The 24,928-nt window shown below is 69.8% G+C and carries 24 protein-coding genes and 1 tRNA gene; 6 read left to right on the top strand and 19 right to left on the bottom strand.

Annotation, left to right across the window (positions count from 1 at the left end):
* Positions 1–23: 23 nt before the first annotated feature.
* The 8 genes from FFS15_RS08080 to FFS15_RS08045 are packed head-to-tail and all read right to left on the bottom strand — an operon-like array spanning position 24 to position 8,457.
* Entirely contained in the window at positions 24–797 is a 774-nt protein-coding gene (locus tag FFS15_RS08080; RefSeq protein ID WP_137844501.1) for an enoyl-CoA hydratase/isomerase family protein, read from the bottom strand.
* Entirely contained in the window at positions 794–2,023 is a 1,230-nt protein-coding gene (locus FFS15_RS08075) for a CoA transferase (protein ID WP_212743126.1), read from the bottom strand. The genes FFS15_RS08080 and FFS15_RS08075 overlap by 4 nt, the downstream gene beginning before the upstream one ends.
* A complete protein-coding gene (locus tag FFS15_RS08070) occupies positions 2,020–3,093 on the bottom strand; it encodes a Gfo/Idh/MocA family oxidoreductase (RefSeq protein ID WP_171013126.1) in 1,074 nt (357 codons plus the stop codon). The genes FFS15_RS08075 and FFS15_RS08070 overlap by 4 nt, the downstream gene beginning before the upstream one ends.
* Positions 3,090–4,052: an MBL fold metallo-hydrolase gene (locus FFS15_RS08065; protein WP_137844499.1), complete on the bottom strand. Its 963-nt coding sequence runs from the start codon at positions 4,050–4,052 to the stop codon at positions 3,090–3,092. The genes FFS15_RS08070 and FFS15_RS08065 overlap by 4 nt, the downstream gene beginning before the upstream one ends.
* Complete coding sequence (locus FFS15_RS08060; protein ID WP_137844498.1) at positions 4,052–5,203, bottom strand: mandelate racemase/muconate lactonizing enzyme family protein; 1,152 nt, start codon at positions 5,201–5,203, stop codon at positions 4,052–4,054. The genes FFS15_RS08065 and FFS15_RS08060 overlap by 1 nt, the downstream gene beginning before the upstream one ends.
* Entirely contained in the window at positions 5,200–6,141 is a 942-nt protein-coding gene (locus tag FFS15_RS08055; protein ID WP_249353850.1) for a carbohydrate ABC transporter permease, read from the bottom strand. Before FFS15_RS08055 ends, FFS15_RS08060 begins: the two co-directional genes overlap by 4 nt.
* Complete coding sequence (locus tag FFS15_RS08050; RefSeq protein ID WP_249353848.1) at positions 6,134–7,081, bottom strand: sugar ABC transporter permease; 948 nt, start codon at positions 7,079–7,081, stop codon at positions 6,134–6,136. Before FFS15_RS08050 ends, FFS15_RS08055 begins: the two co-directional genes overlap by 8 nt.
* The gene (locus FFS15_RS08045) at positions 7,081–8,457 is read right to left on the bottom strand and encodes an extracellular solute-binding protein (RefSeq protein WP_137844497.1); all 1,377 of its coding nucleotides are present in this window, start codon (positions 8,455–8,457) and stop codon (positions 7,081–7,083) included. Before FFS15_RS08045 ends, FFS15_RS08050 begins: the two co-directional genes overlap by 1 nt.
* 128 nt (positions 8,458–8,585) lie before the next feature.
* Between FFS15_RS08045 and FFS15_RS08040 the strand changes: the two genes are divergently transcribed.
* Entirely contained in the window at positions 8,586–9,335 is a 750-nt protein-coding gene (locus FFS15_RS08040) for a FadR/GntR family transcriptional regulator (RefSeq protein WP_137844496.1), read from the top strand.
* Positions 9,336–9,359: 24 nt separating this feature from the next.
* On the opposite strand, the gene dcd is transcribed toward FFS15_RS08040, so the two are convergent.
* A complete protein-coding gene (gene dcd, locus FFS15_RS08035; RefSeq protein WP_137844495.1) occupies positions 9,360–9,965 on the bottom strand; it encodes a dCTP deaminase in 606 nt (201 codons plus the stop codon).
* Positions 9,966–10,027: 62 nt separating this feature from the next.
* Here dcd and FFS15_RS08030 point away from each other — a divergent pair, with 62 nt between their 5' ends.
* A complete protein-coding gene (locus FFS15_RS08030; protein WP_137844494.1) occupies positions 10,028–11,248 on the top strand; it encodes a nucleotide disphospho-sugar-binding domain-containing protein in 1,221 nt (406 codons plus the stop codon).
* Between the two features lie 55 nt (positions 11,249–11,303).
* Positions 11,304–11,377: transfer RNA gene (locus tag FFS15_RS08025), tRNA-Gly, on the top strand.
* A 174-nt stretch (positions 11,378–11,551) separates the two neighbouring features.
* Here the strand turns inward: FFS15_RS08025 and FFS15_RS08020 are convergent.
* From FFS15_RS08020 to FFS15_RS07995, 6 genes are all read right to left on the bottom strand, one after another.
* A complete protein-coding gene (locus FFS15_RS08020; protein ID WP_249353847.1) occupies positions 11,552–12,187 on the bottom strand; it encodes a bifunctional 4-hydroxy-2-oxoglutarate aldolase/2-dehydro-3-deoxy-phosphogluconate aldolase in 636 nt (211 codons plus the stop codon).
* A 52-nt stretch (positions 12,188–12,239) separates the two neighbouring features.
* Positions 12,240–13,142, bottom strand: coding sequence for a sugar kinase (locus tag FFS15_RS08015; protein WP_137844493.1), 903 nt, complete (start codon positions 13,140–13,142; stop codon positions 12,240–12,242).
* Between the two features lie 10 nt (positions 13,143–13,152).
* Positions 13,153–14,025, bottom strand: a complete 873-nt coding sequence (locus FFS15_RS08010) for a PfkB family carbohydrate kinase (RefSeq protein ID WP_249353845.1) — start codon at positions 14,023–14,025, stop codon at positions 13,153–13,155.
* Positions 14,026–14,153: 128 nt separating this feature from the next.
* Complete coding sequence (locus FFS15_RS08005) at positions 14,154–15,518, bottom strand: amidase family protein (RefSeq protein WP_137844492.1); 1,365 nt, start codon at positions 15,516–15,518, stop codon at positions 14,154–14,156.
* Between the two features lie 33 nt (positions 15,519–15,551).
* The gene (locus FFS15_RS08000) at positions 15,552–16,427 is read right to left on the bottom strand and encodes an EamA family transporter (protein WP_249353843.1); all 876 of its coding nucleotides are present in this window, start codon (positions 16,425–16,427) and stop codon (positions 15,552–15,554) included.
* A 12-nt stretch (positions 16,428–16,439) separates the two neighbouring features.
* The gene (locus FFS15_RS07995; RefSeq protein WP_137844571.1) at positions 16,440–17,711 is read right to left on the bottom strand and encodes a serine hydrolase domain-containing protein; all 1,272 of its coding nucleotides are present in this window, start codon (positions 17,709–17,711) and stop codon (positions 16,440–16,442) included.
* A gap of 78 nt (positions 17,712–17,789) precedes the next feature.
* On the opposite strand from FFS15_RS07995, the gene FFS15_RS07990 reads away from it, so the two are divergent.
* A complete protein-coding gene (locus FFS15_RS07990; protein ID WP_137844491.1) occupies positions 17,790–18,113 on the top strand; it encodes a DUF2470 domain-containing protein in 324 nt (107 codons plus the stop codon).
* A 62-nt stretch (positions 18,114–18,175) separates the two neighbouring features.
* Positions 18,176–18,835 carry a biliverdin-producing heme oxygenase gene (locus tag FFS15_RS07985; RefSeq protein ID WP_137844490.1) on the top strand — a complete coding sequence of 220 codons (660 nt, stop codon included), beginning with the start codon at positions 18,176–18,178 and terminating at the stop codon, positions 18,833–18,835.
* A 97-nt stretch (positions 18,836–18,932) separates the two neighbouring features.
* On the opposite strand, the gene FFS15_RS07980 is transcribed toward FFS15_RS07985, so the two are convergent.
* On the bottom strand, positions 18,933–20,297 hold the full coding sequence (locus FFS15_RS07980; RefSeq protein WP_137844489.1) for an AAA family ATPase: 1,365 nt from the start codon (positions 20,295–20,297) through the stop codon (positions 18,933–18,935).
* Positions 20,298–20,383: 86 nt separating this feature from the next.
* Here FFS15_RS07980 and FFS15_RS07975 point away from each other — a divergent pair, with 86 nt between their 5' ends.
* A complete protein-coding gene (locus tag FFS15_RS07975) occupies positions 20,384–21,478 on the top strand; it encodes a hypothetical protein (protein WP_137844488.1) in 1,095 nt (364 codons plus the stop codon).
* A gap of 15 nt (positions 21,479–21,493) precedes the next feature.
* Here FFS15_RS07975 and FFS15_RS07970 read toward each other — a convergent pair whose 3' ends face one another.
* The 3 genes from FFS15_RS07970 to FFS15_RS07960 all read right to left on the bottom strand — a co-directional run bounded on the left by FFS15_RS07970 (position 21,494) and on the right by FFS15_RS07960 (position 24,827).
* On the bottom strand, positions 21,494–23,467 hold the full coding sequence (locus tag FFS15_RS07970; protein ID WP_137844487.1) for a cytochrome c oxidase assembly protein: 1,974 nt from the start codon (positions 23,465–23,467) through the stop codon (positions 21,494–21,496).
* A 266-nt stretch (positions 23,468–23,733) separates the two neighbouring features.
* Positions 23,734–24,021, bottom strand: coding sequence for an HU family DNA-binding protein (locus FFS15_RS07965; protein WP_137844486.1), 288 nt, complete (start codon positions 24,019–24,021; stop codon positions 23,734–23,736).
* Between the two features lie 218 nt (positions 24,022–24,239).
* The gene (locus tag FFS15_RS07960; protein ID WP_137844485.1) at positions 24,240–24,827 is read right to left on the bottom strand and encodes a TetR/AcrR family transcriptional regulator; all 588 of its coding nucleotides are present in this window, start codon (positions 24,825–24,827) and stop codon (positions 24,240–24,242) included.
* Positions 24,828–24,928: the final 101 nt, after the last annotated feature.

Below are 24,928 nucleotides of genomic sequence, written 5' to 3'. Positions count from 1 at the left end.
GATCGGGGTGGAGGCGGCGGCCGTCAGCGGCGGTGGAAGATGCCGACGCGCTTCTCGGCGAACGCCGCACGACCCTCACGGGCGTCTTCGGTGGCGAACGTGACGGTCTGCAGGTCGCGCTCGTAGCGGATCGCGGCATCCTGGGGCATGTTGGCCGCCGCGTGCAGGTTGGCCTTCGCCGTCTCGGCGGCGATCGGCGGACGCTTCGCGATGACGTCGGCGATCGCGCGGGCGCGCGGGAGCAGGTCGGCGGCTTCGACGATCTCGCTCACGAGTCCCCAACGTAGCGCCGTCGCGGCATCGACGGGCTCGCCGGTCATGAGCATGACGGCGGCGTTGCTCGGGCCGACCGATGCCGCGAGGAAGGCCGACATCCCGCCGCCGCCGATCCAGCCGAGCGTGATCTCGGGAGCGGCGAACGTCGCCGTCGACGAGGCGAGGCGGATGTCGCAACTCAGCGCCGTCTCGAGGCCGCCGCCGAACGCGTACCCGTTGACGGCTGCGATCACGGGCTTGCGGCACGCGCGGATCGCGTCGCAGTAGTCGGTGCGGTTGCGGAAGTCCCACGGCGTCGCGTACGCATCGAGAGTGCGGATGTCGCTGCCCGCCGAGAACGCGCGCTCCCCCGCGCCGGTGAGGATCACGACGCGCACGGCGTCGTCGTCGTTGAGCGCCTCGATCACCTCGACGAGCCGGTGCGACATCTCCTGCGTGACCGCGTTGAGCTTGGCCGGGCGATCGATCGTGACGAGCGCGACGGCGCCGTCGATCTCACAGTGCACCGCTTCGACGGTCATCGGGCCGCCTCCGCCAGCGGCGCTGTCGCCGGCGCCGCCGCCGTGCCTGCTGCGAGTAGTGCGTCGACGGCATCGGTCGAGTACCCCGCCTCGGCCAGGATCTCGCGCGTGTGCTCGCCGACGAGCGGCGCGCCGCGGTCGACGCGCGGGGGCGTCTTGCTGAAGCGATACGGGAAGCCGGGAGTCTTCACCCTGCCCTCGGTGGGGTGGTCGTATTCGATGAACGTGCCGTTGTGCACGATCTGCGGGTCGACCACGAGCTCCTCGTAGCCGTACACCGGGCCCACCCACATGCCGGCGCCGCCGAGGGTCTCGAGCCAGTGCGCCGTGGTGTTGCCCACGAGCTTCACCTGCAGGAGCGACGCCAGCTCGTCGCGCTTCGTCCACCCTTCGATCTCGCCGGTCCATCCTTCGAACGCGGGCTCGTCGATCAGGCGACCGAGCTGTTCGGGATCGGCGAACGCGAGCGCGATGAATCCGTCGCTCGTGCGGAACACGCCGTACGGAGCCCGGATGTAGACGTGCGCGTGCGGCTCGTCGCTGCGGTGCTGGGGCTTGCCGCCGACGGTGAACACCGACAGCTCCTGCATCTGCAGCGTCGTGACGGCGTCCAGCATGTTGACGGTGACCAGCTGCCCCTCGCCCGTGCGCTCGCGGTGCAGGAGCGCCGCGAGAACGCCCTCGAACGCCGTCGAGGCGGTCACGGCATCCGCCAGATACTGACCCGCCGGCGCCGGCGCATCGCCGGCGCGACCGTGCGAGAGCATCGCACCCGACATCGCCTGGACGAGGAGGTCCTGCCCGGGCCGGTCGCGGTACGGGCCGTCTTCGCCGTACCCCGAGATCGAGACGTAGACGATCGACGGATTGATCTCGCGCAGCGACTCGTAGTCGACGCCGAGGCGCGCGGCGACACCCGGTCGATAGTTCTGCAGGAAAACGTCGGCCGTCGCCACGAGGGCTCGAAGCGCCTCCTTGCCGTCGGCGGACTTCAGGTCGAGGGCGACCGAGCGCTTGTTGCGATTGAGCGAGAGGAACGAGACGTTGATCTCGTTCCCGGTCGCGCCCCCTGCCGCGGCGAACCGCTGCCACTCACCGGCGGTCGGCTCGACCTTGATGACGTCGGCGCCGAGGTCGCCGAGGCGTTGCGCGGCGAACGGGCCCGCCATCGCGATGGAGCAGTCGATCACGCGGTAGCCGCTGAGCACGGCCGGGGTATCGGTCACGGGGAGTCCTCCGGTTCGGGGGTGATGGAAACCGTCGCGCCGCCCTGGGCGGACGAGCGCAGCAGCGCGTCGATGAGTTCGACCGAATGCGCGGCGACGCGCGCATCGGAGTTGTTCTCGGTGCTCGCGCCGGTGATCAGGTCGATGAAGCGGTTCGGCGGCACGATGCACTCGTAGGCACCCGCGCCGGGTTCGATCGCGAGCTCTTCGCGCGCGCCGTCGTACCGGTGCAGCCACATGCGCTCGCGCTCGGTGTCGAGCATGAGCACGCCCTCGGTGCCGAACAGGCGGATGTCGACCTGGTACGGCTCGTCGTCGGGAAGCGTCGCCGCACCCGAGAGCGCGCCGAGCGCGCCCCCCGCGAACGTGATGACGCCGGCATCGAACAGGTCGACGGCGGCGTCGCCGTGCGACACCCGCCCGGCGACGGTCGCGGCGCGCAGGCCCGTGAGCCAGAACAGCAACGCGCTCGAGTGCGTGATCTGCCCATGCGCATAACCGCCGCCACGGTCGGGCGATTGCCACGTGGATGCCGCCGGGCCCCCGGTCTCGGAATCCCACAGCTGCAGGATGTCGGACGGGTCGCCGGCGAAGAGGCCGCGGGTCGGCGATGCCATATGGCACAGCACGTGCTGGATCTCGCCGATGCGGCCGGCAGCCAGCATCCGCTGCGCCTGGACGGTGAAGTCCTTGTAGTTCCAGCCGTAGGGGACGACGAAGTGCACGCCCGCCCGCTCGACCCGCGCTACGAGATCCCACGCCGCCGCGGCATCGAGCGTCGTCGGCTTCTCGACGAGCACGTGCAGGCCGCGATCGATCGCGGCGACGGCGTTGGCGTAGTGCAGGTCATGAGGGGTCGTGATGACGACGGCATCGAGGTCCTGATCCAAGAGCTCGTCGTAGTCCTCGGTCGCCATGCCGAAGCCGAACTGCGTCTGCACCGCGGCGAGGTCGGGGCCCTTGCCGCACACTCCGACCAGTTCGACGTCATCGCGCGCTGCGAAGATCGGGAAGTGGTTGCTCGTCGCCCACCATCCGGCGCCGACCGCGCCCAGGCGCACGCGGCTCACGTCGCCACCGCCCAGCGGCGCCGTCCCCCGGCATCCGTCGCCTGGACGATCTCACCTCGATCGCGGAGACGCTCGAGGTTGCCCGTCACCGGGAAGACCGAGTAGTCCAGCGCGCCCGGACCCCACGGCCCGAGCGCGGCGCCGGCGGCGCGGACGAGCTCGAGCGTTGTCCGCGGCCCCCTCGCCCCGATCAGCGCCCGGCGCAGAACGGCGTCGATCGTGCGGGTGTACTCCGCGCTCTCGTCGAGGAACGCCGCCGCGGCCGCGCCCTCGTACACGGGGTAATGCGCGGTGAGCACGAGGTCGGCATCCAGCGCGCGGAACGTCTCGATCGACGAAAGGTACGGATCGACGTCTCGGTACGTCGGCGGGAACGCCGGGCGCCCGTCGGCGAAGGGGACGGTGGTGCCGAGCGTGGCGTCGCCGATGGCGACGGCACGGTTGCCGGGATCGAAGACCGCGATGTGCCCGGGCGAGTGGCCGGGCACGTGCAGGATGCGCACCGATCGACCACCGAGGTCGAACTCCTCGCCGCCCTCGAGCGCGACGTCGAGCGGGACCAGGTCAGTGACCGATCGCAGGTACGCCGTCGTCTCGGGCGGGTCGTCGAAGCCGTCGCTTGCGCGGAACTCGCCGTAGCGCTCGTCGATGAGCCGCTCGATGTCTTCGGTGAGGCCCTGATCGAGACGGTGGGCCATGATCTTCACGTCGGGGAGCGCCGCGCGCAGCGCGCCGTTGCCGCCGGTGTGGTCGAAGTCGCAGTGGGTGTTGACCGCCCAGCGCACGAGTCTCCGGTCGATGCCCGCGGCATCGAGATAGGGCAGGAGCGTCTCGGTGATCGACTCGCGGACGCCGGTGTCGACGAGCAGCGCGGCATCCGATCCGACGAAGAGGTAGAGCGCGACGAAGCGCTCACCGAGCGGTGCGGAGATGCGATGGAGGCCGGGGCGCAGCTCCATCAGCGCTCCACTCCGTCGAGCACCACGCGCAGCCCCGCTCGCAGCGGGCGATGGTGGGGGCCGGCGGGACTCCGCCAGCCATCGGCGTGCGCGGCGGACTCGATCGCGGCTTCGTCGATGCGGATGCCGCTGCCCGGCTCGTCGCCGATGACGATGCCGCCGTCGGCGAACTCGTGGTCGACGATGATCCCCGGCGCGAAGTCGAGGGCCTGCACCTCGGTGGTGAGGTGGTTGGGCACGGCGGTCATCGCTGCGGCGACCGCCGGGTTCGCGTTGTACCCGACCGGGCTGATCGGCAGATCGCGGGCGGCGGCGACCGTCGCCAGTCGCAGCATGTGGGTCACGCCCCAGATCGCGCCCGCCTGGACGATGTCGGGGGCGCCGGCGTCGAAGAGCGGTCGGAACTGCTCGACGCCGGTGAGGTTCTCGCCGGTCGCGACGGCCGAGCGGATGCCGGCGCTGAGCCGCGCGTGGCCCACCGCGTCCCAGCGACGCAGCGGCTCCTCCACCCAGAGCAGATCGACGTGCTCCTCGAGCGCCCCCACGTAGCGGACGGCCTGCTTGACCTGCCACGACTCGTTCGCATCGAGCATGAGCCCCGGGCGCGAGGTGTTGCGGGCGAAGACGCCCTCGAGCACCCGCAGGCGTCGGAGGTCCGCATCCGGATCGAGTCCGCCTTTGAGCTTGCCGGCGACATACCCGCGATCGGCGAACGCGCCGTAGAACTCGGCGATCTCGTCGTCGCTCAGGGCGATGTCCAGGCCCGACGCGTACGCCGGCACGAAGCGGTCGCGGCCGCCGAGCAGCCGCCACAGCGGCTCACCGGCGAGCTTGGCCTTGATGTCCCACAGCGCGGCGTCGATCGTCGCGAGGCCGCCGTAGGTCGCGCCGGAATGACCCGACTTGAACACCGCGGCCAGCATCCGGTCGAACAGCGCCGAGACCGAGCGGGGGTCCTCCCCCTCGATCGCCGGGAAGAGCCGTGCGAGGTCGGCGTGCGAGCCGATGCCGACCCCCTCGACCCCCTCATCGGTCTCGATGATGAGGATCGGCACTTCGGTGACGGCATCCTCGATGTGGCCGTTGACGTCTCCGACGGCGCGCTTCCAGTGATGGCGGGCGGCGATCGTGCGGTAACCGGTGATCTTCATTCCTTGGTCCCCCCGGCAGTCATTCCCTCGACCAGGAAGCGCTGGGCGAAGAGGAAGATGAGCAGGATCGGCGCCACCGACAGCAGCGTCGCGAGGGCGAGCGTGGGCAGCTCGATCACGATGCTCGACGAGGTCGTCGGGTTGAAGGCCGGCACGTTCGAGAGCAGGTTGGCCAGGCCCACCTGCACCGGGATCTTCTGCCCGCCGACCACGAGGAACGGCAGGAAGTAGTTGTTCCAGTTGCTCACGAAGCTGAAGAAGCCGACGAGGGCGATCACCGGCGTCGCCAAGGGCATCGCGATGTTCCAGAACACGCGCAGCTCACCCGCGCCGTCGATGCGCGCGGCGTTCAGGAGATCGCGCGAGACCGCGGTCGAGAAGTAGATGTAGGTGAGGTACACCCCGAACGGGAAGAACGAGAACGGCAGGATCACCGCGAGCGGGTTGCCGATGAGCCGCACGGCGCTCAGCTCGAGGAAGATCGGCAGCACGAGCGCGGTGTTCGGGATCAGCATCACGATCAGCGTCGTCACCAGCAGCACGCGACGGCCGCGGAACTCGGTGAGGGCAAGCGCGTACCCCGCCGGGATGCTGATGATCAGCGTCAGCGCGAGAGCCGAGAACGAGTAGAACGTCGAGTTGCCGAGCCACGTGAGGAACACGCCGCTGCCGAAGGCGAACAGCTCGTTCCAGTTCGCCGCGAGCTGGTCGAACGAGCCGAACGAGAACGGGCCGTCCAGCAGCAGCTCGCGGTTCGACTTCGTCGGCGCGAGCAGCAACCAGATGATCGGCAGGATGAAGAACGCGGCGAACCCGACGAGCAGGATGACCACGAAGGCGCGGGCGAGCCATTGACCCGGCGTAGTGGCCCGGCGTGGGCCTCGCGAGGCGGTGCGTGCGTCTGTGACCGCGTCGATGGCGGTGGCGGTGTCAGTCACTTTCGAACAGCCTTCCCCGGAAGATGAACACGGTGGACAGGCCGAGGGCGACCACGAGCAGCAGCAGCGAGATCGCCGCCGACCCGGAGAAGTCGCCCTGTCGGAACGCGTAGAGGTACGCGAGCTGGTTGAGCGAGTAGTCCTCGGGAACGACGTTCTTCGTCGCCTGGGCGAGCACCTTGGGCTCGACGAACAGCTGGGTGCCGGCGGCCAGCGACATGATGCCCATGTAGCTGATCCACTTGGCGAGCATCGGCAGCTGGATGTACCACGCGGTCTTCACGGCGCCGGCGCCGTCGATCCGCGCCGCCTCCATGACTTCCACCGGCACGTTGTTGAGGGCGCCGAACATGATGACGATCCAGCCGCCGGCACCCGCCCAGAACGCGATCACGGTGAAGATGACGGGCAGGTTCTCGACAGCGACGACGTTGACGAGCTTCTCGAAGCCCATCGCCTGGAGCAGGCCCGAGACGGGGCTGACGGTCGGGTCGAGCACGAAGAGCCAGAGAAGCACACTGGATGCCCCGGCGATGGCGCCCGGGATGTAGAAGAGGAAGCGGGATGCCGAGCTCAGCCACCGGACGCGCACCGCGTGGACGACGAGGGCGAGGAGGGTGACGAGGACGAGGAGGCTGATGAGCCAGAAGACGACGTACAGCGCGACGTGGCCGACGGCCGGAAGGAAGCGGTAGTCGTTGAAGATCTTCACGAAGTTGTCGATGCCGGCGAACTGGCCGCCCTTCGTGAACGCGAGATAGACCGCGTACAGCGTCGGGATGATCCCGAACGCGAGGAGGAACAGCGTGTACCCCGCGACGAAGATGTACCCGTAGCGGGCCTGGTGGCGCCCGGCTGCACGGCGGGGCGCCGCGGCGCCCCGGCGCCGGCCACGGGGGCCGGCACCGGAGGCCGTGACGATCGTGATCGTGTCGGACACTATTCGACCGTGTAGCCGTTCACGGTCGCTTCGTTCTCGAGCTCGGTCTGCCATGCCGGCAGCAGCGACACGACGCTCTCACCGCTGGCGATGCCCGGGATGACGACCTTGGCCCACGCGGTCTCGGGGCTCCAGCTCGTGACGTTCCAGCCGTTCCAGACCGAGCCTGCGGCATCGCTCATGACCTGCTCGAAGTCGTCGTTGACGAAGTACCCGGTCTCGGCCTGCTTGGCGAGCCAGCCTTCGGCGGCCGACGTGTAGGCGGGGTAGCCGCTGGAGAGCTCGACCTGGAACTCCTCGGAGCTCGTGACGAACTCGAGGAAGGTCTCGACCGCATCGAGGTTCTCGGAGTGGCGCGACGCGTACCAGACACCGCCGCCGACGTTGCCGGCCGCGACTTCTCCGCCGTCCCACTTGAGCGGGGCGCTCACGCCGATCTCACCGGCGGGCACAGCGAGTCCGCCCTGGAAGATCGCGCCGGTGTACCAGACGGGGCCCGGCACGCCGACGAGCTTGTCGGCGTAGTTCGCGGTGAACTCGGCGCTGAAGAAGCTGTCCTGAACCAGGGTGCCGTTGGCCAGCATCCCGTCGATGATCTCCGAGATCGCGACCGAGTTGTCGTCCTCGGTGTCGGAGTGGAACACCCCGGCTGACGGCGACTGGAACACCGGCGACTCGGAACCTCCGTAGTAGACGTAGGTCATGAACGAGTCGCCCATGCTGCCCAGGATGTAGCCCGGGTGCTCGGCCGCGAGCTTATCGCCGAGTTCGCCGTACTCCTCCCACGTGGTCGGGATCTCGTAGCCGAACTCGTCGAGGAGTCCCTGGTTGTAGTAGAACACCGTCTGGGCGAGGTCGTTTCGCAGGCCGTAGAGCGTGCCGTCGATCGTAGCGATGTCGTTGGAGCCCGCGGCGAAGCCGTCGAGGAATCCGTCGTCGAGGAAGCCCTTGTTCAGCGGAGCGGCGAAGCCGGCCTCGCCGTTCGGGGTCTCCTTGGACGCCCAGATCGCGTCGTTCTGCTGCGTCGAGAAGACGACGTCGGGCCAGCCGTCGCCGGCCTGGTCCATGAGGGTGATCTTGCTCTGGAACGAGCCGCTTCCGCCGGCGTTGCCGTCGTAGGTCTCGAACTCGATCGGCACATCGGGGTGCGCCTCCTGGAAGGCGGTCACGGCGGGCTCGCGGGCGGCGTCGACCCACACGGTGATCGGGCTGTCGGCGACCTGCTCGGCGGTCTCGAAGCCGTACTCGCTGGTGTCACCGCCCTCACCGGAGGCGTCGCCCGCGCATGCGGTGAACACGAGGAGCCCGGTTGCGGCGATGGCCGCCACCGAGAGCACCCGGGCGGTGGGGCGAAGAGGGGACGGTTGCTGTGACATATCGCATCCTTACTGGTCGGCGTCACTGACGACAGATGTCGGGCGGAATGATTACATCACACGTATGATGTAATAGCAATCGATTGAGCAAGCGGTTCGAAGGAGAATCCGATGGATAGGCTGTCGCCATGATCCCCGATCGGCCCTTCGTGCCGACCATCTCCTCGCGCGAGAAGGCGCCCCGTCTCGGGGTGACCGTCGTCACCGAGCTCGTCGACGCGATCGTGCGCGGCGCACTGCCGTCGGGGACGACGCTGCCGCCGGAATCCGTGCTCTGCGAGCAGTTCGCCGTCAGCCGCACCGTCATCCGCGAATCGGTCAAGCGCCTCGAGGAGAAGGGGCTCGTGACCGTCGCGCAGGGTCGCGGAACGCAGGTCGCACCGATGGCGTCGTGGAAGATGGTCGACGAGACGGTGCTCGCAGCCCTCGTCGCCAACGATGCCAGCCTCGGCACCCTCGACGACCTGAGCGTCGTGCGCGCGGCGTTGGAGGCCGTGATCGCCCGGGATGCCGCCACGAGCCCGTCGCCGGAAGACATCGAACGTCTGCGTGAGGCGCTCGAGCTCATGCGCGACACGATCAACGATCAGACGGCGTTCGGTCAGGCCGACGTCGTGTTCCACGCGATCGTCGGCCAGATGGCGAGCAACCGCCTGGCCGACTCGATCGTGAAGACGCTGTTCGCGCAGGCCCTCGCCAGCGCCCGCTACTCACTGCGCAGCCAGCTGGAGATCACACTCGGCGAGCATGAGGCCGTCTTCGACGCGATCGCGGCGGGCGACCCCGATGCCGCCGAGCGCGCCATGCGCGCGCACATCCTCGACGCGTGGCAGCGGCGGCGTCCGCCGCGCGCGGACGAGCCCGTGAGCGAGCTCTAGCAGCGCGGGGCTTCGAAGCCGATCTCAGCCGCCGAGCGACCCCGCATCGCTCGAGCCGACGTCCGTGCGGTGGAAGTTCTGGAACGACCGCGACGCGGTCGGGCCGCGCTGACCCTGGTACCGGTTGCCGTACGGCCCGGATCCGTAGGGGCTCTCGGTCGGCGACGACAGGCGGAAGAAGCACAGCTGGCCGATCTTCATGCCCGGCCACAGCTTGATCGGCAGCGTCGCGACGTTGGAGAGCTCGAGGGTCACGTGGCCCGAGAAGCCCGGGTCGATGAAGCCCGCCGTCGAGTGGGTGAGAAGGCCCAGCCGGCCCAGCGACGACTTGCCCTCGAGTCGCGCGGCGACGTCGTCGGGCAGTGTGATCAACTCGAACGTCGACCCCAGCACGAACTCCCCCGGATGCAGGATGAACGGCTCGTCGGGAGCCGTCTCGATCAGGTGGGTGAGCTCGGGCTGGTCCTCCGCAGGATCGATGAAGGGGTACTTGTGGTTGTCGAACAGCCGGAAGTACCGGTCGAGCCGCACATCCACGCTCGAAGGCTGCACCATCGCGGCATCCCACGGCTCGAGGCCGATGCGGCCGGCGTCGATCTCGAATCGGATGTCGCGGTCACTGAGAAGCACGCGCTCAGCCTAGCGGCGCGGCATCCTGCGCCCGCGGGTGTGACGGGCCGTACGCTCGACGCGTGGCGACGATCCTCTTCTGCCCGGTGACCTTCAACCTCGCCGAGACGACCCGCATGATCCAAGTCGCGCGCGCACTGGATCCGGCGCACCGCGCTCTCTTCCTCGGTTACGAGGACGACTACGTCGACCTGATCCGGGATGCCGGCTTCGAATACATCGCGGGCACGCCGGCGTTCACCACCGAGGAGCGCGAGCAGTTGATCGCGTTCGACCAGGGGCGCTCGTTCAAGAGCCCCCTCACCGAGCAGCTCGTGGGCGCCCGCGTCGATCTCGAGCGGCGGCTCATCCGCGAGCATGGCGCGGCCGCCGTGGTCACCGGGTCGAACCTCACATCGTTCATCTCGGCGCGCGCCGAAGGCGTGACCCTGTTCTATCCGGTGCCGTTCGCGCTCACGGGGCCCCAGGTGCGGCAGGCGCGGCGCCTGTTCCTCGTCGGGGGCGACGGGCGAGTGGCTCGGTTCGCCGATCGCGTGGCGACGGCCGCTTTCCGCTGGATCTACACGCGGGCGCCGCTCGCCCCGCGCGCGTTGTCGAAGGTCGCGGTCGCCAACGGGACTCCGCCGCTGCGCACAGTCGCCTCGCTCATCACCGCCGACGAGAACCTCGTCACCGAGATGCCGTGGGAGCTGGAGGGCTTCACACTCCCCGACGGGTTCCGCATCGTCGGTCCGATGTTCGCCCACATCGACGCGCCGCTGCCCGACATCGTCACCGAGCTCGCCGCGGCGCCGGAGCCGCTGGTCTACCTGGGCCTCGGCTCGTCGGCGAACCGCGCGCTCGCGCTGACCGTCGCACGGTCGCTCGGAACTCTGCCCGTCAACGTCGTCGCACCGATCCGCCACTACCTGCAGCCCGGCGACGAGGTGCCCGCCAACGTGCACGTCACCGACCTGCTGCCTGCGCATCGCCTCGGCGGGCTCGTGGATGCCGCGGTCATCCACGGCGGACAGGGCACCGTCCAGACCGCGTGCGCCACCGGCATCCCGTTCGTCGGCATGGGACTTCAGCCTGAGCAGACCTGGCACGTGCGCATGTGCCAAGCGCGCGGCAACGCCATCGCGATCTCGCCGAAGCGGGCCGGGTCCCCGGAGTTCCTGGCTGCGGTCCAGCGCGTGCTGTCGGACCCTGTGATCCGCTCGGCGGCCGACGAGGTGCGCGCGGCATACGCGGGCGCCGACGGCGCCGCCGCGTCGGCGCGGATCATCGAGGCGTCGCTGTGAACACGGGTGTCGGCACCGGCTCTGTTATTCTTGCCGAGGCCGGTCACCCGGCCTCGGGGATGTAGTTCAATGGCAGAACTTCAGCTTCCCAAGCTGATAGCGCGGGTTCGATTCCCGTCATCCCCTCCAATGCCCTGACGTGCCGACGAAGTCGGTGCGGCAGGGCATTCGCGTGGATGCAGTAGGAACCGATCCGCTCGCGGGCGGTCCCGCTCCGCCGGAGGCTCCGCGCGACGCGAAGCGGCGCGTGGAGGGGCGGAGTGGCCGATTCCCGTCATCCCCTCCAATGCCCTCAGGGCGCACTCATCGAGACGCGCGGGCGCGGAGCACCGCGGCGAGACGCTCGAGCTGCGCTGCGTCTTCGAGCGCCGATCCGACGGCGGCGACGCGAACCCCCGCGTCGAGGAACTCCTCGACGTTCGCGGCATCCAGGCCACCGGTCGCGACGAAGCGCACCTGCGGGAACGGACCGCGGATGTGCCGGAACCATCCCGCTCCCAGCCATGTCGCGGGGAACGCCTTCAGCCACGTGAGCCCGAGCGAGACCGCCAGCTGAACCTCGCTGGGCGTCGCGACGCCCGGAAGGATCGGGATGCCGGCATCCTGCGCAGCACGCACGACCTCGGGATCGATCCCCGGCGAGACGAGGTAGGCCGCTCCCGCGCCGGCCGCCACCGCAACCTGCGCAGGAGTGATGATCGTGCCGGCGCCGACGCTCTTGCCGCGCGCCTGCGCCCGTGCGACCAGGGCGCGGAGGGCATCCTCGTCCTGTGCGGTCTGCAGCGGCACCTCCACCGAATCGATGCCGAGGTCCCAGGCCGTCTCGGCGAGGCGGATCGTCCGTTCGACACCCATGCCACGGAGGATCGCCATGAGCGGCGCCCCGGCGAACGCGGCATCGAACCACTCGGCATCCGTCATCTCGTGTGCCTCCGGCATCGATTCGTCCCTTCCCCTAGCCTCGGCGATGGTCGTCGTCGCGAGCGCGTGATCATGAGTCTCTGGTCGTCTGCAGGGCTTTCGCGGCGCGGACGTGCCCCGCCCGCAGCCGCTCCGAGACCGGTGCGCCCGAGAGCAAGCCGGCGAGGTACCCGCCGGCGAACGCGTCGCCGGCCCCGACCGCTTCCACGACCTCGACGACGAGCGCGGGCTCGAACACCTCGTCGCCACCGGTGAAGACCGTGGCGCCGACCGAGCCATCCTTGACGACGAGTTCGGGAACATCGGGCAGCAGCGCGCGGATCTCAGCCGTCGTCGACGTCGCCCACAGGCCTTCAGCCTCGTCCCGGCCGGTGAAGACGATATCGGCCTGTCGAGCAAGGTCCAGCAGCACGGGTGCTGCCTCGTCTGTCGCCCACAAGGGCTCGCGGTGGTTCACGTCGAACGACACGGACACCCCGTGCGCTTTCGCCCGCGCGATCACACGGGCGAGGAACAGCGAAGCGGATGCCGAGATCGCGGCCGTGATGCCCGAAACGTGCAGCACAGCGACATCTCCGAGATCGACCGCCTCGGCGTCGGACTCCGACAGGTGCGATGCCGCAGACCCGCGCCGGTAGTAGATGACACCCGTGCCGGGGTCCTTCACGTACAGCCCGGTGGGATGCGCGTCGTCGAACACGACCCGCGACACATCGATGCCGCGCCCTGCGAGCTGCGACGCGACGCGTCGACCCAGCGCATCGGCGCCGAGCCGGCTGAACCACAATCCTCGGTGGCCGAGCGCCGCGACATGCCCCGCGACGTTCGACTCGGCGCCGCCCGCGTCGACGAGGAACGTCTCGGCCGTCGCCAGCGGCTCGGCGGTCACCGGAGCGACCATCGCCATCGTCTCGCCGATGGCCAGCAGTGTGCGGGGGGCGGCGCCCGCGGGGTACCGGCGGTCGTAGGTCATCACACAAAGACTATGCCGCCGCGACGGCGGGGTGCAGGTGCTCCGACGACAGCGCGACAGCCGCCTGCCGGGCGGCGGCGGCGAGACACTCGTCGACGCCTTGACCCCGCAGCGAAGCCGCGAGGAAGCCGGCGAAGAACGCGTCGCCCGCGCCGTTCGCGTCGACGACCGCGACCTGCTCGGCATCCACCGACCATCGCCGGCCCGAGGCGTCGAGCGCGATCGCGCCGCGCTCCCCCAGCGTGCACACCGCGAGCCGCGGACCCCGATCGAGGCACCCGCTCATCAGCGCCCACGGATCGTCCGTCCCGTCGTCGTTCATGAAGACGACCTCGGCCGCGCGGACGAACGGGTCATGGAACGCCGCGCTGCCGTCGTAGTCGTGCAGATCGGTCCAGATCGGCGGCGCTCCTGGCTGCATCCCGCCGCGCCGCTCGATGATCGCCGCGCCGATCTCCGACAGGTCGACGATGGCGACCGCCGCTCGCGCGATCGCATCCTCGACAACCGTGACCTGCTCGGCAGACGGCGCCGACGGCGTCGCGAGGTAGAGGCTGATCCTCTCCCCCGCCGCGGTCATGAGGTTGACGTGACGCTCCGTGCGCTCAGACGCGAGCTTCTCGACGCGCACCCCGGCCGCCGCCAGCGCGGCATCGACGCGGCGCCCCTCGTCGTCCGAGCCGATCAGGGCGTGCAGGGTCGTGTCGACGCCGAGCGCGGTGAGATGCAGCGCCTTTCCGGCGGACGTACCACCGAGCGTGGCGAGGTCGCCCAGCGCGAACTGCATGTGCGGCACGGGCTCGGGGAGTCGGTCGAGCACGATCAGGTGATTCCAGGATGCGGGGCCGCACACGACGACGTGAGCACGCGAGGTTTCGGTCACTCTTTCAGTCAATCAGGCGCGCCGGCGTGGCTCGGCCTCGAGTGCACGGCCTGGCGTCGAGTGCACGGCTTGCGCGCGTCGGGAAGCCGTGCACTCGCAGGCAAGCCGTGCGCTCGCAGTGATGGGCATCACGCCCCGGGCGGCGGGGCGGTCTCGCGGGCGATGAGCCCGGCGAAGGCGATCGTCGTGCGGTCGCCCCGGTGCGGCCCGATCACCTGCACCGAGAGCGGCAGGCCCCCAGCTGTCACACCGACCGGCGCCGCGGTCGCGGGGAGGTTCGCGAAGGTCGCGATCGACGGCCACGCGAGCTGGGTGTCGTACGGCTCCAGACTGCCGTCGATCTCAAGCTGACGGCGCTCATTGTCGGGCTCGTCCGAAAGCGGAAAGGCGACGGTGCCGTAGACGGGCGCCAAGACCACATCGAACTCCTCGAACAGCGCAGACCACTGTCGGCGGACGATCCGCTGCCGATCGAGGAGCGCGAACCATTCCTGAACCGGCATGGAGGCCTCGGTCACCGGCGATCGGCGCGATCCCACGGCCGCGAGCATCGCGCGGTAGTCATCGTACGCGCGGGCGAGATCGGGGAGCAGCTCCGATGCGCGCGACACCGATGCCCCTGCCGCCGCGGCTCGCGCGGCGGCATCCTGTACCGCGTCGCGCACGATCTGCTGGGTCCTCGCCGCCGGATGCGCGTCGAGCACCAGCACCCGGTAGTCCGCAAGCCTGGCGTGCCGAGGAGCGGGCAGTTCCGCCCAACCCCCGGGTGCGAGATCGTCGCGGCCGGCGAGGATGCGCAGCGCGAGATCGAGGTCTTCAGCCGTTCGCGCGAGCGGGCCGATCACCGCGAGCGGGGGCGGCTCGCCGATCATGCCGGCGGGGGAATGTCCGTCTGAGGCGAGAAGCCCCCACGTGGGTTTGTGACCGAATACACCGCAGAAGGCGGCCGGCACTCTGACCGAGCCGCCGATGTCGGATCCGAGTTCGAGCGCCGAGAACCCGAGCGCGACCGCGACCGCGGAGCCGCCGGACGATCCCCCCGGTGTGCGCGAGAGGTCATACGGATTGCGGGTGCGGCCGTAGACCGGGTTGTCGGACTGCCAGTCATCGAGCCACACCGGAACGTTCGTCTTGCCGAGCAACACGGCGCCGGCATCCGTCAGCCGTCGAACCGGCAGCGCGTCGCGGTCGGCGCGATGCCCGCGGAACTCCTCGACGCCCCACGTCGTGGCGTGGCCTCGCAGGTCGAAGCTCTCCTTCACCGTGATCGGGATGCCGAGAAGCCGTCGCTGCTCGCCGCGCGCAAGCGCGGCGTCAGCCGCAGCCGCTTCCTGGCGGGCGCGGATGAAGTCGCGCACGACGACCGCGTTCACGGCGGCATCCATCTCCTCGATGCGCGCGATGGCGGCCTCGGTGAGCTCTGTCGACGTATACCCGCCGGTGCGGAGCCCTTCCGCCAGCTCGGTCGCGGACGCGAGGGGATCGGGAAGCATGCTCGAGATCGTAGCGTCCGGACGACGGCGCGGTCAGGCGACCGGCTCAGCCGCCTCACGCGCGGCACGCGCCGAGGAGCGCACCGCGCCGATGCTCGCGGCGATGACGAGAGCGATGCCCACGATCTCGAGCCATGACATATGTTGACCCAGGAATACGAACCCCGCTATGGCCGCGGTGGCAGGTGCGAGGCTCATCAGGATCGCGAAGACCGCGGCCGGCAGGCGCCGCAGTGCGATGAGCTCGAGGGCGTAGGGGATCGTCGACGACAGGATCGCCACCGCCGCACCGAGCGCGATGATCTCGATCCGCAGGAGCGAGGCTCCGGCATCCGCGATCCCGAAGGGCAGCGACAGCACCGCGCCCACCGCCATCGCGAGGGCGAGCCCGTCGAGCTTGGGGAACGCGCGCCCGACCCGCGACGAGGCGAGGATGTAGAACGCCCAGCTCGCCGCGGCTCCGAGGGCGAACGCCACGCCCAGGGGATCCAGGCGATCCCATCCGCCGCCGCCGAGGGCGACGACGCCGGCGAGCGCGAGAATTGCCCAGAGCCATGCCGATGCCCGCCTGCTCGCGACGATCGACAGCACGAGAGGCCCCAGCACCTCGATCGTCACCGTGACGCCGAGCGTCAGTCGTTCGAGTGCGAGATAGAAGAGGCTGTTCATCGCGACGAGCACGACGCCGAACCACACCACCGCCATCCAGTCCGCGCGTGCGTGTCCGCGCAGCGCCGGCCGCGCGATGGCGAGAAGGATGAGCGCCGAGAACGTCAGGCGCAGCATCACCATTCCGAGCGGCCCGACCGCGGGGAACAGGAGGACAGCGATCGCGGCCCCGATCTCCTGGCACGCGAGGCCCGCGATGACCAGCAGGATCGCAGGGTTCACGCCCGTGCGGGGCGTCACCGGATCACCGGTTCACTCGGCGGGGGCCGCGCAGATCGCCCGCTCTGCGATGGCCGCGTGCTGCTGCTCAGCGGTCCACGGGAGGCCTGCAGCCGGCGCGGACTCTCCGGCCACCGCGGGTGCCTTCGAGGCGATCGCCGCGAGTTCCCACGCCAGATACGTCCCGACGCTTCCCGACGCGGCGGAGTTGTTCAGCACGAGCGCGACCGTCAGCCCGGTGTCGGGGTCGGAGAAGGCCGCCGTGATGTACCCGGGGAGCGCTCCGGCCTGGCCGATCAGCGATCCTGCCAGCACCGCGCCGCCGGCGCGCATGTTCCACGACAGTGCGCCGCTCGACGGGGCGAGGGGATCGGCGAACCTCTCGGCATCATCAGGAACCAGGGCGCCCGAAGCCAGTGCCTGGGCGTATCGGCCGAGGTCGTCGATGTCGGTGAGGACCCCCGAATCGGTGAAGCCGATGCTCAGCGAGGTTTCGGTGACGTCCAGCGGCTCGGCGCAGTCGCGTCCGCCGCCCTCGAGCGTCCGCGAGTGAAGGCCGGTCAGCCGCACGGCATCGGAGGGCGTCGCCTCGAGCGCCGTGGCGTCGAGGTCGAGCGGGTCGACGACGTGCTCGGCGATGAGCTCAGCCGCGGTCATGCCGGCGGCGCGCTCGAGCGCGAGCCCCAGGAGCACATACCCGGCGTCCGAATCGAGGTAGGCGGCGCCGGCCTCGCTGTCACGCTCCTTGCCGATGCCGAAGCTCGCGAGCTCACGCGGCTTCCACGCCCGCTCGGGGTTCTGAACCCACGTCCCGAACAGGTGGGGAGTGTACGACCCGAGTCCCGACGTGCTGTCGCACAGCTGCTCGAGGGTCACGTCGGCGAGCGCCGGCACGCCGGAGACGTACTCGTCGACGCTGTCGTCGAGGGCGACGGTGCCGCGCTCTGCCAGGGCGTAGAGGACGTCGCAGGTCATCGCGCGCGTCATCTTCGTCGCGGGGAAGGTCATGTCGGTCGTGACGGGCGCGCCGCCCGGCGTCTGCGTTCCGAGCGCAGCCACCCAGCTGCCGCTCCACGGTGCCCACACGCCGACGATCGCGCCGGACGAACCGGATGCCGTCATAGCCGCGGTCACGGCATCCTGGAGCTGCTGCACCGTCTCTTCGGCGAGCGCGACGTCCGTCTGCGGGGGAACGTCGATGTCGACGTGCGTGTCAGCGGAGCAGCCGGCGAGCACGACGATCGCCGCCGTGAGGGCACCGGCGAGCAGCGCTCCTACGCGCTTTCGGCTGGTCCGGTGCCGCATTCTCACCCCCCGATGATCTGCAATGAATTCAAACACACCGCGTCGCGTCCTCGTCACACCCATCCGTAGCATGTGGTCATGACGTATCGATTCGACGACGCCGCGCTGGCCGGCGTGCTCGGGCACATGAACGGCGACCACGCCGGCGACAACCTGCTCATCGCTCGCGCCTTCGCGCCCGACGCCGACACTTCCGCCGCCATCTCCGCGGCCTCGATGACCGACTTCGACGGCGAGGGGGGCACCTGGCGGGCAGACCTCGCAGGCGGCGACGTCATCGAGGTGACCGCCCCGTGGCCGGGCGGCGCCATCACCGAGCGTCCTGAGGTTCGCCGCGAGATCGTGGCGCTGTACGACGAAGCGTGCCGGCGCCTCGGCATCACTCCCCGTCCCCACGCGTGACGGCGAGCCACAGCGAGATCGCACGCTAGGTTAGGACGCCCTAAGTCCCCTACAATGACGGGATGAGCGACCCGATCCCGTTCTCCACCGCGCTGCGCGAGCGTTCCAGCCGCGCGCACTCCTCGAGTGAGCACGCCGGCTTCATGGCCGATCTCATGAAGGGCGAGGGAACGCGCGAGGACTATGTCGCCCTCGTCGTCCAGCACTGGTTCATCTACGAGGCACTCGAGCGCACCGCCGATCAGATGCGCAACGACCCGGTCGCCGCCGTCTTCATCACCGACAAGCTCACGCGCCTTCCGGCGCTCGAGGCCGACCTCGAGTTCCTCGTGGGGCCGGACTGGCGCGAGACCGTCACCCCGCTCGAAACCACCCGTCGCTACGTCGACCGCATCAACGAGGTCGGCGCGACATGGGCGGGCGGCTTCGTCGCGCACCACTACACGCGCTACCTCGGCGATCTCTCGGGCGGGCAGTTCATCGGTCGGCTGATGGCGCGCCGCTTCGGCTTCGAGACGAACGGCATCGGGTTCTACCTCTTCGACGACATCGCCGACCCGAAGGCGTTCAAGGAGGTCTACCGCGAGCAGCTCGACGCGGCGCCGTGGGACGCCGAGGAGCAGGACCGCGTGATCGACGAGGTCCTGCTGGCGTATCGCTTCAACACCGAGCTCTTCGACGACCTCGCTTCGGCGAAGGCGAACGCGTCGGCGGTCGCCTGACCTCCGTTCCCTCGCGAGACTTCAACCGAGCGCCGAGACTTCGGCCCGCGGTTGCGGTCTCGGCGCTCCACTGCAGTCTCGCCGAGGAGGCATGCGTTCAGGACGCGGGGGACGGGCGCGAAGCGCCCGCCATCCAGCGCGCGACGTCCGGGTCGACGCGGATGTCGCTCGGGCGCAGCGGACGCGACAGGTACAGTCCGTCCAGCGATGTCAGCCTCGACAGCGCCACGTACGTCTGCCCCGGCGCGAAGGCGCCCGAGCCCAGGTCGATGACCGCCCTGTCATAGGTCTTGCCCTGCGACTTGTGGATCGTCACGGCCCACGCGAGCCGCAGCGGGAACTGGGTGAACTCGGCCACGATCTCGCGCGAGAGCGACTTCGATCCGGCGTCGTAGGCGTAGCGGAACCTCTCCCACACCGCCGGCTCGACGTCGAACTCGTCGCCGTCGACGTCGACGCGCACCGTGCCGCCCGCGATCCGGGTGACGGTGCCGATCGTGCCGTTCACCCACCGCGGCGGCTCGCCGAACGACTGCGTGTCGTTGCGCAGGAACATCACCTGCGCGCCGACCTTGAGCTTCAGATCGACGTCGGCCGGATACGACGCCTCGCCGCGCCCGAAGTCGCCCGTGATCTCGGCGGTCGCGGTCTGCTCACGGCCGATGAGCTCGGTGAGGTGCCGCCGGTTGATGTTGTTCACGATGTCGTTGCGGGTCGCGAGCGTGATGATCGGGTGCTCGCCGTCGGCGGGGTCGGGGGGCGTCCGGGCCCCGGTGTCATTGAGGATCTTCGCGATGTCGGCGGTGACGCGCCCGTGCCGCACCGCGTTGAGCATCGCCTTGAACGCGGGGTCGGCCTGCCGGTGGATGTCGACGAGTTCGCGCACATGCAGGTCGGCGCCGTACGAGCCGATGTCGATGATCCCGTCGCCGGCGGCCTCGCCCACCCACACCCTCGCGTCGAAGAACCAGAACGAGCGGTAGTGGTCGCGGATGTAGCGCAGCTCGTCGCCACGCGGTGGCACCGGCGCCAACTGGTACGGATCGCCGAACATCACGATCTGGGTGCCGCCGAACGGCTCGGCGCGGCGGCCGCGCGCCTGCCGCAGCGACCGGTCGATCGCGTCCATGAGGTCGGCGTTGACCATCGAGATCTCGTCGATCACGAGCGTGTCGATCGCGTTCAGGATCTTGCGCGCAGCATCCGATTGATCGATCTCGCCGTTCGCGATCAGGCCGATGGGAAGGCGGAAGAGCGAGTGGATCGTCTGCCCCTCGACGTTGAGCGCCGCGACCCCCGTCGGTGCGCACACCGCGATCTGCTTCTTCGTGTGCCACGCGAGGTGCTGCAGGAGCGTCGACTTGCCGGTGCCGGCGCGTCCGGTGACGAAGACGTGCTCGCGCGTGTCCTCGATCAGGCGGAACAGGGCCTCCTGCTCGGCCGAGAGGGGAGGCGTGGTCACCGGTACATGGTAGTCACGCGAACCCCGCTCACCGTGCCCGCCCGCCGCATCCGTGGAGAGTCGCCGCGACTTCCTAGACTGGGCTGGTGGACCAAGGGGCGCACGACCCGGGGGAGCCGAGCGCACCCCGCCCGCGTCGCGCCCGCCGTCTCGCCGTCGATCTGACGCTGCTCGCGATCGTGGGGGTGCTCCTCGCCGGCGCGGTGTGGGCGGCGGTCGCGACGATCTACCGCGAGTTCTACAGCCCGACCGCCTTCGTCGAACGCTATGTCGGGATGCTGGCAGACGGCCGCGCCGCCGAGGCGCTGGCCGTTCCCGGCGTGACCGTCGACTCGGTCGACCTCGAGGCGGCGGGCCTCACACCGCAGGCCTCCGAGGCGCTCCTGCGCCCGACCGCGCTGGCGACACTCACCGAGATCGATGTGATCTCCGAGACGACGGACGGCGGCGTCACTCGCGTGACGGTCACCTACAAGGCCGGCGGCATCCCCGGAACCACCACCTTCGACGTCGCCCGCGAGGGGTCGGTCGGCCCCGCCCCCACGTGGCGCTTCGCGACGAGTCCCCTCGCCGTGATGGATCTCGTCGTGAACGGCTCGATGAAGTTCATCGTGAACGGCTTCGAGATCGACAAGCGCCAGGTCTCGCCCGATGGGGTGGATGCCGATCCCCTCGCCCCGATCCCGCTGCTGATGTTCTCGCCCGGCCTGTACTCGGTCTCGGTCGACACCGCGATCTCGGCGACGCCGGGGGCGGCGGTGCTGTCCGATGCTCCGCTGCACGAGATCCCCGTCGAGATCCAGGCGCAGCCGACCGAGGCGTTCGTCGCGATCGTGCAGGAGCGGGTCGAGGACTTCCTGACCGAGTGCGCCGTGCAGGAGGTGCTGCAGCCCACCGCATGCCCCTTCGGCTACGTCGTGCAGGACCGCATCGACTCGCTGCCGCAGTGGTCGATCGCCGAGCAGCCGGTGATCGCCGTCGAGCCCGACGGCGCGGGCTGGCGCATCCCGCCCACCGAGGCGACGGCGCGCATCGACGTCGACGTCCTCTCGCTGTTCGACGGGACCGTGACCGAGGTGAGCGAAGACGTGCCGTTCATCCTCACCGGCGGAATCACCGTGAACCCCGACGGCAGCGTGTCGATCACCGTCGGCGGCCCCGACACCAGCGCGAGTCCCTGAGGCCGGCGGCGATGCTCAGCGCTGCCGTGCGTCGCGTTCGGCCAGCGCCGCGAGCCGCGCGTTGTACTCCTCGAGTTCGGCGTCCCCCGTGCGATCGGCGTGCCGGTCGCGGCGCTTCTGATCGCGGGCATCGGTGCGGCTCCACTGGATCGCGACGGTGATCGCGAGGATCAGCGTCGGGATCTCGCCGATCGACCACGCGATGCCGCCGCCGGCGTACTGGTCCTCGAGCGGGGTCGCACCCCACGTGCGCCCCATCGACCCGAACCACTCGGCGACCATGAGCCCCGACTGCATCATGATGGCGATGCCGAAGAACGCGTGCATCGCCATGATGCCGATGAGGAGCACCAGTCGCCCCGCGTAGGGCAGCCGGTACGGCACCGGGTCGATGCCGATGAGCGTCAGCACGAACAGGTACCCGGTGATGAGGAAGTGCGCGATCATCCACTCGTGACCGAGGTGGTCGTACAGCGTCCAGCGGAACAGATCGGTGTAGTAGAAGACCCACAGCGACCCGATGAACAAGCCTGCCGCGACGAACGGGTTCGTGAGCACGCGCGCGACCGGCGAGTGCACGGCCCATAGGATCCACTCGCGCCCGCCTCGGGTCTCGTCGTCGCGCTTGCGGATCGCGCGCGCCGCGAGGGTCACGGGGGCGCCCGCGACCAGCAGCAGGGGGATCGCCATGGTCAGCAGCATGTGCCCCACCATGTGGATGCTGAACAGGTAGTCCTGGTAGACGTTGACCACCCCGCCGGTCACCCACACGAGAAGCCCCATGCCGGCAACCCACAGGATCGTGCGATAGATCGGCCACGCGTCGCCGCGCCGGTGCAGGCGCAGGACGCCCGCGAGGTAGAAGAACACGGCGAACCCGGCGATCACCGCCCACAGCAGATCGATGTTCCACGACGTGAGCCAGCGCTCCGGGGTGAGCTCGGGGGGCAGTGGCGCGCCGGTGAGCACCTCGGCCGGCGTGAGCTCGGATGGAAGCGTCGCGGGCGAGGGCGGGGGCGTGCGCGCGAGCGCGGCTGCCGCACCGCTCGCGGCGCCCATGAGCGCGAGTTCGAACGCGATGAGCGTCCAGAAGACGCGGGAGGCGGCATCCGATCTGAGATTGCCGATGAGCCGCGCGCGATACCAGGCGCCGAGCGCGCCGAGCGCGACGAGGGCGACGATCTTGACGATGAGGATGAGCCCGTACGGCGACAGCAGCGCGTCCCACGACTGCAGCCCGATCGCCGCGCGCACCGTTCCCGAAACGGCGACGACGACGAAGGCCGCGAGCGCGATGCTCGAGTAGCGGGCGAGGGTGTTCGCGTTGCGTTCGCGATCCTGCAGTGGCCGCACCACCACCATGAGCAGGAGCCCGCCCAGCCACACTGCGGCGGCGATGATGTGGAGGATCAGGGCCGTCATGGCCTCGTGGTGGAAAGCCTCTTCGCCCGAATGACCCTGCGTTCCCATCGGCACGAGGGACGCGAGTGCGAGGACGGCGACGAAGAGGGTCGCCGTCCACGACCGCACCGCGAAGGTGAGCACCGTGAGGGCGGCACCGGCGACGGTCGTGATGAGCCACGTGCGGCCGACCTCGGTCTCGACGAGGAAGCGCCCCAGCTGCGCGCCGAACTGGGGTCCCGCGTCGATCGCGGGGTTGAACGCGTCGATGAAGGTGAGGAAGCCCGTCGCCGCGGCCGACACTGTGAAGATCGCGGCGGAGACGGATGCCGCATCCAGTGCAAGATCGAACTCGTGCTCGCCGGCACGCAGTGTGAACAGCGCCGTGACGAGGACTCCGGCCATGCCCGCGGCCGACAGGTTCACGAAGAGCTTCGCCGTGGGGAGCCCCCAGCGGGCGATCGGCCCCGGGTCGCCGATGGCGAGAGGAGCGGCGCCGCCACCGTACGCGAGCGCCCACACCAGCACCGCGAGCGCGGACACGATGAGGATGACGGGCCCTGCGGCCCGCAGGGCGCGGGGGTTCACCCCTCCAGCCTACGTTCCCCCCTGTGCTCGCCGTTCCCGCCCCACCTCCAGCCGTTTACGGACAAGACACGCCGCGGCCGGTGGTCAGGCGCGCGGCGTGTTCCGTCCGTAATCGACTGGGGGTGGGGAAAGAGAGAGGGGGATGCCGCGCGGCGGCACCCCCCTCTGAAATCTGCTCGAGATCTCGATACGCGCTGGCGCGCTACTCGATCTAGACCCGAGCCGCATCAACGCCGGGCTTCGCGCGGCATTGATCCGTCACGCGTCTACTTGACGGCGGCCTTCAGCTTCGAGCCCGCGGTGACCTTGACGCGCTTGCCGGCGGGGATCTTGATCTCTTCGCCGGTCTGCGGGTTGCGGCCGGTGCGAGCGGACGTGGCGACCTGCTCGAACGAGATCCAGCCGGGGATCGCGACCTTGCTTCCCTTGGCGACGGCCTCCGAGACGGTGGCGAAGAGGGAGTCGAGCACGCCCGACACGGCGGACTGGCTCTGCCCGGTCGCGCTCGCGATGCTCGCGACGAGTTCGGTCTTGGTGATGGACTTGTCGGCCATGGGGATTGTCCTCCAAAGGCGGCGGAACCGCCGCCTTTTCATTGCTCGGACCGGATGGCATTCGCCCCCCGGCTGGTCGGATCGACCGCCTCGAATGTACCTGACATCGCCGACAGAACCGCGGATTTCCGGGCTTTCTCGACGTTCCGCACGGCGTGTCGGGGTCAGAAGTGACTCCTGTGGCCGGTGTGAACGGCACTCAGCGCCCCGAACGCCGCCTACGGACGGTGCGCGGCGATGACTCCGCGGGCGGTTCGGGCGAACGCGGGAGCGACCCGATCCTCGCCGTCGAGGTAGCCCCCGACGAGGGCGGCGTCGCGGAGGAGGACGAGGGATGCCGCCACGTCGGCCGGCTGATCGAGCCCCGCCGCCGTCGCAAGCTGCTCGAGCGTCGCGCGGAACCAGTCGCGGTGATCGGAGATCAGCGAGCGCACCGGCCCCTCGCGCGGATACTCGGCGGCGGCGTTGATGAAGGGGCAGCCGCGGGTGTGGTGCTCGCGGATGTCCTGCTCGATCCCCGCCACGACGAGGTCGAGGAGCACCTCGGGGTCGTCCGAGGCGTCGGCGGCTTGGGCGAACAGTCCACGGAGTCCGGCATCCTCACCCTCGAGATAGGCGAGGACGAGACCTTCCTTGCCCTCGAACTGCTTGTACATCGTCGCCCGTGTGACGCCGGCCTCGTCGATGATCCGGTCGACGCCGACCGCGTGGATGCCCTCCGCATAGAAGAGTGCGGTGGCGGCATCCAGGAGTCTCTGGCGGGCAGGGGAGGGGCGCGTCGTCGTGCGTGCAGGGGTGGGGCTCATGGGGTTCTCCTCGGGTGTCCATCGTGCCACTTTGCGGCGTCGGAAAGATTTATTGGGAATAGTCTTGTGTAGATAGAACGTTCGGTCTATCGTAGGTCACA

Origin of the sequence: Microbacterium sp. 2FI (genome assembly GCF_005502885.1) — a bacterium.
Classification (GTDB): Bacteria; Actinomycetota; Actinomycetes; order Actinomycetales; family Microbacteriaceae; genus Microbacterium.
The sequence above is the reverse complement of the archived record's forward strand: the minus strand, read 5'-3'. Positions and strand labels throughout refer to the sequence as shown.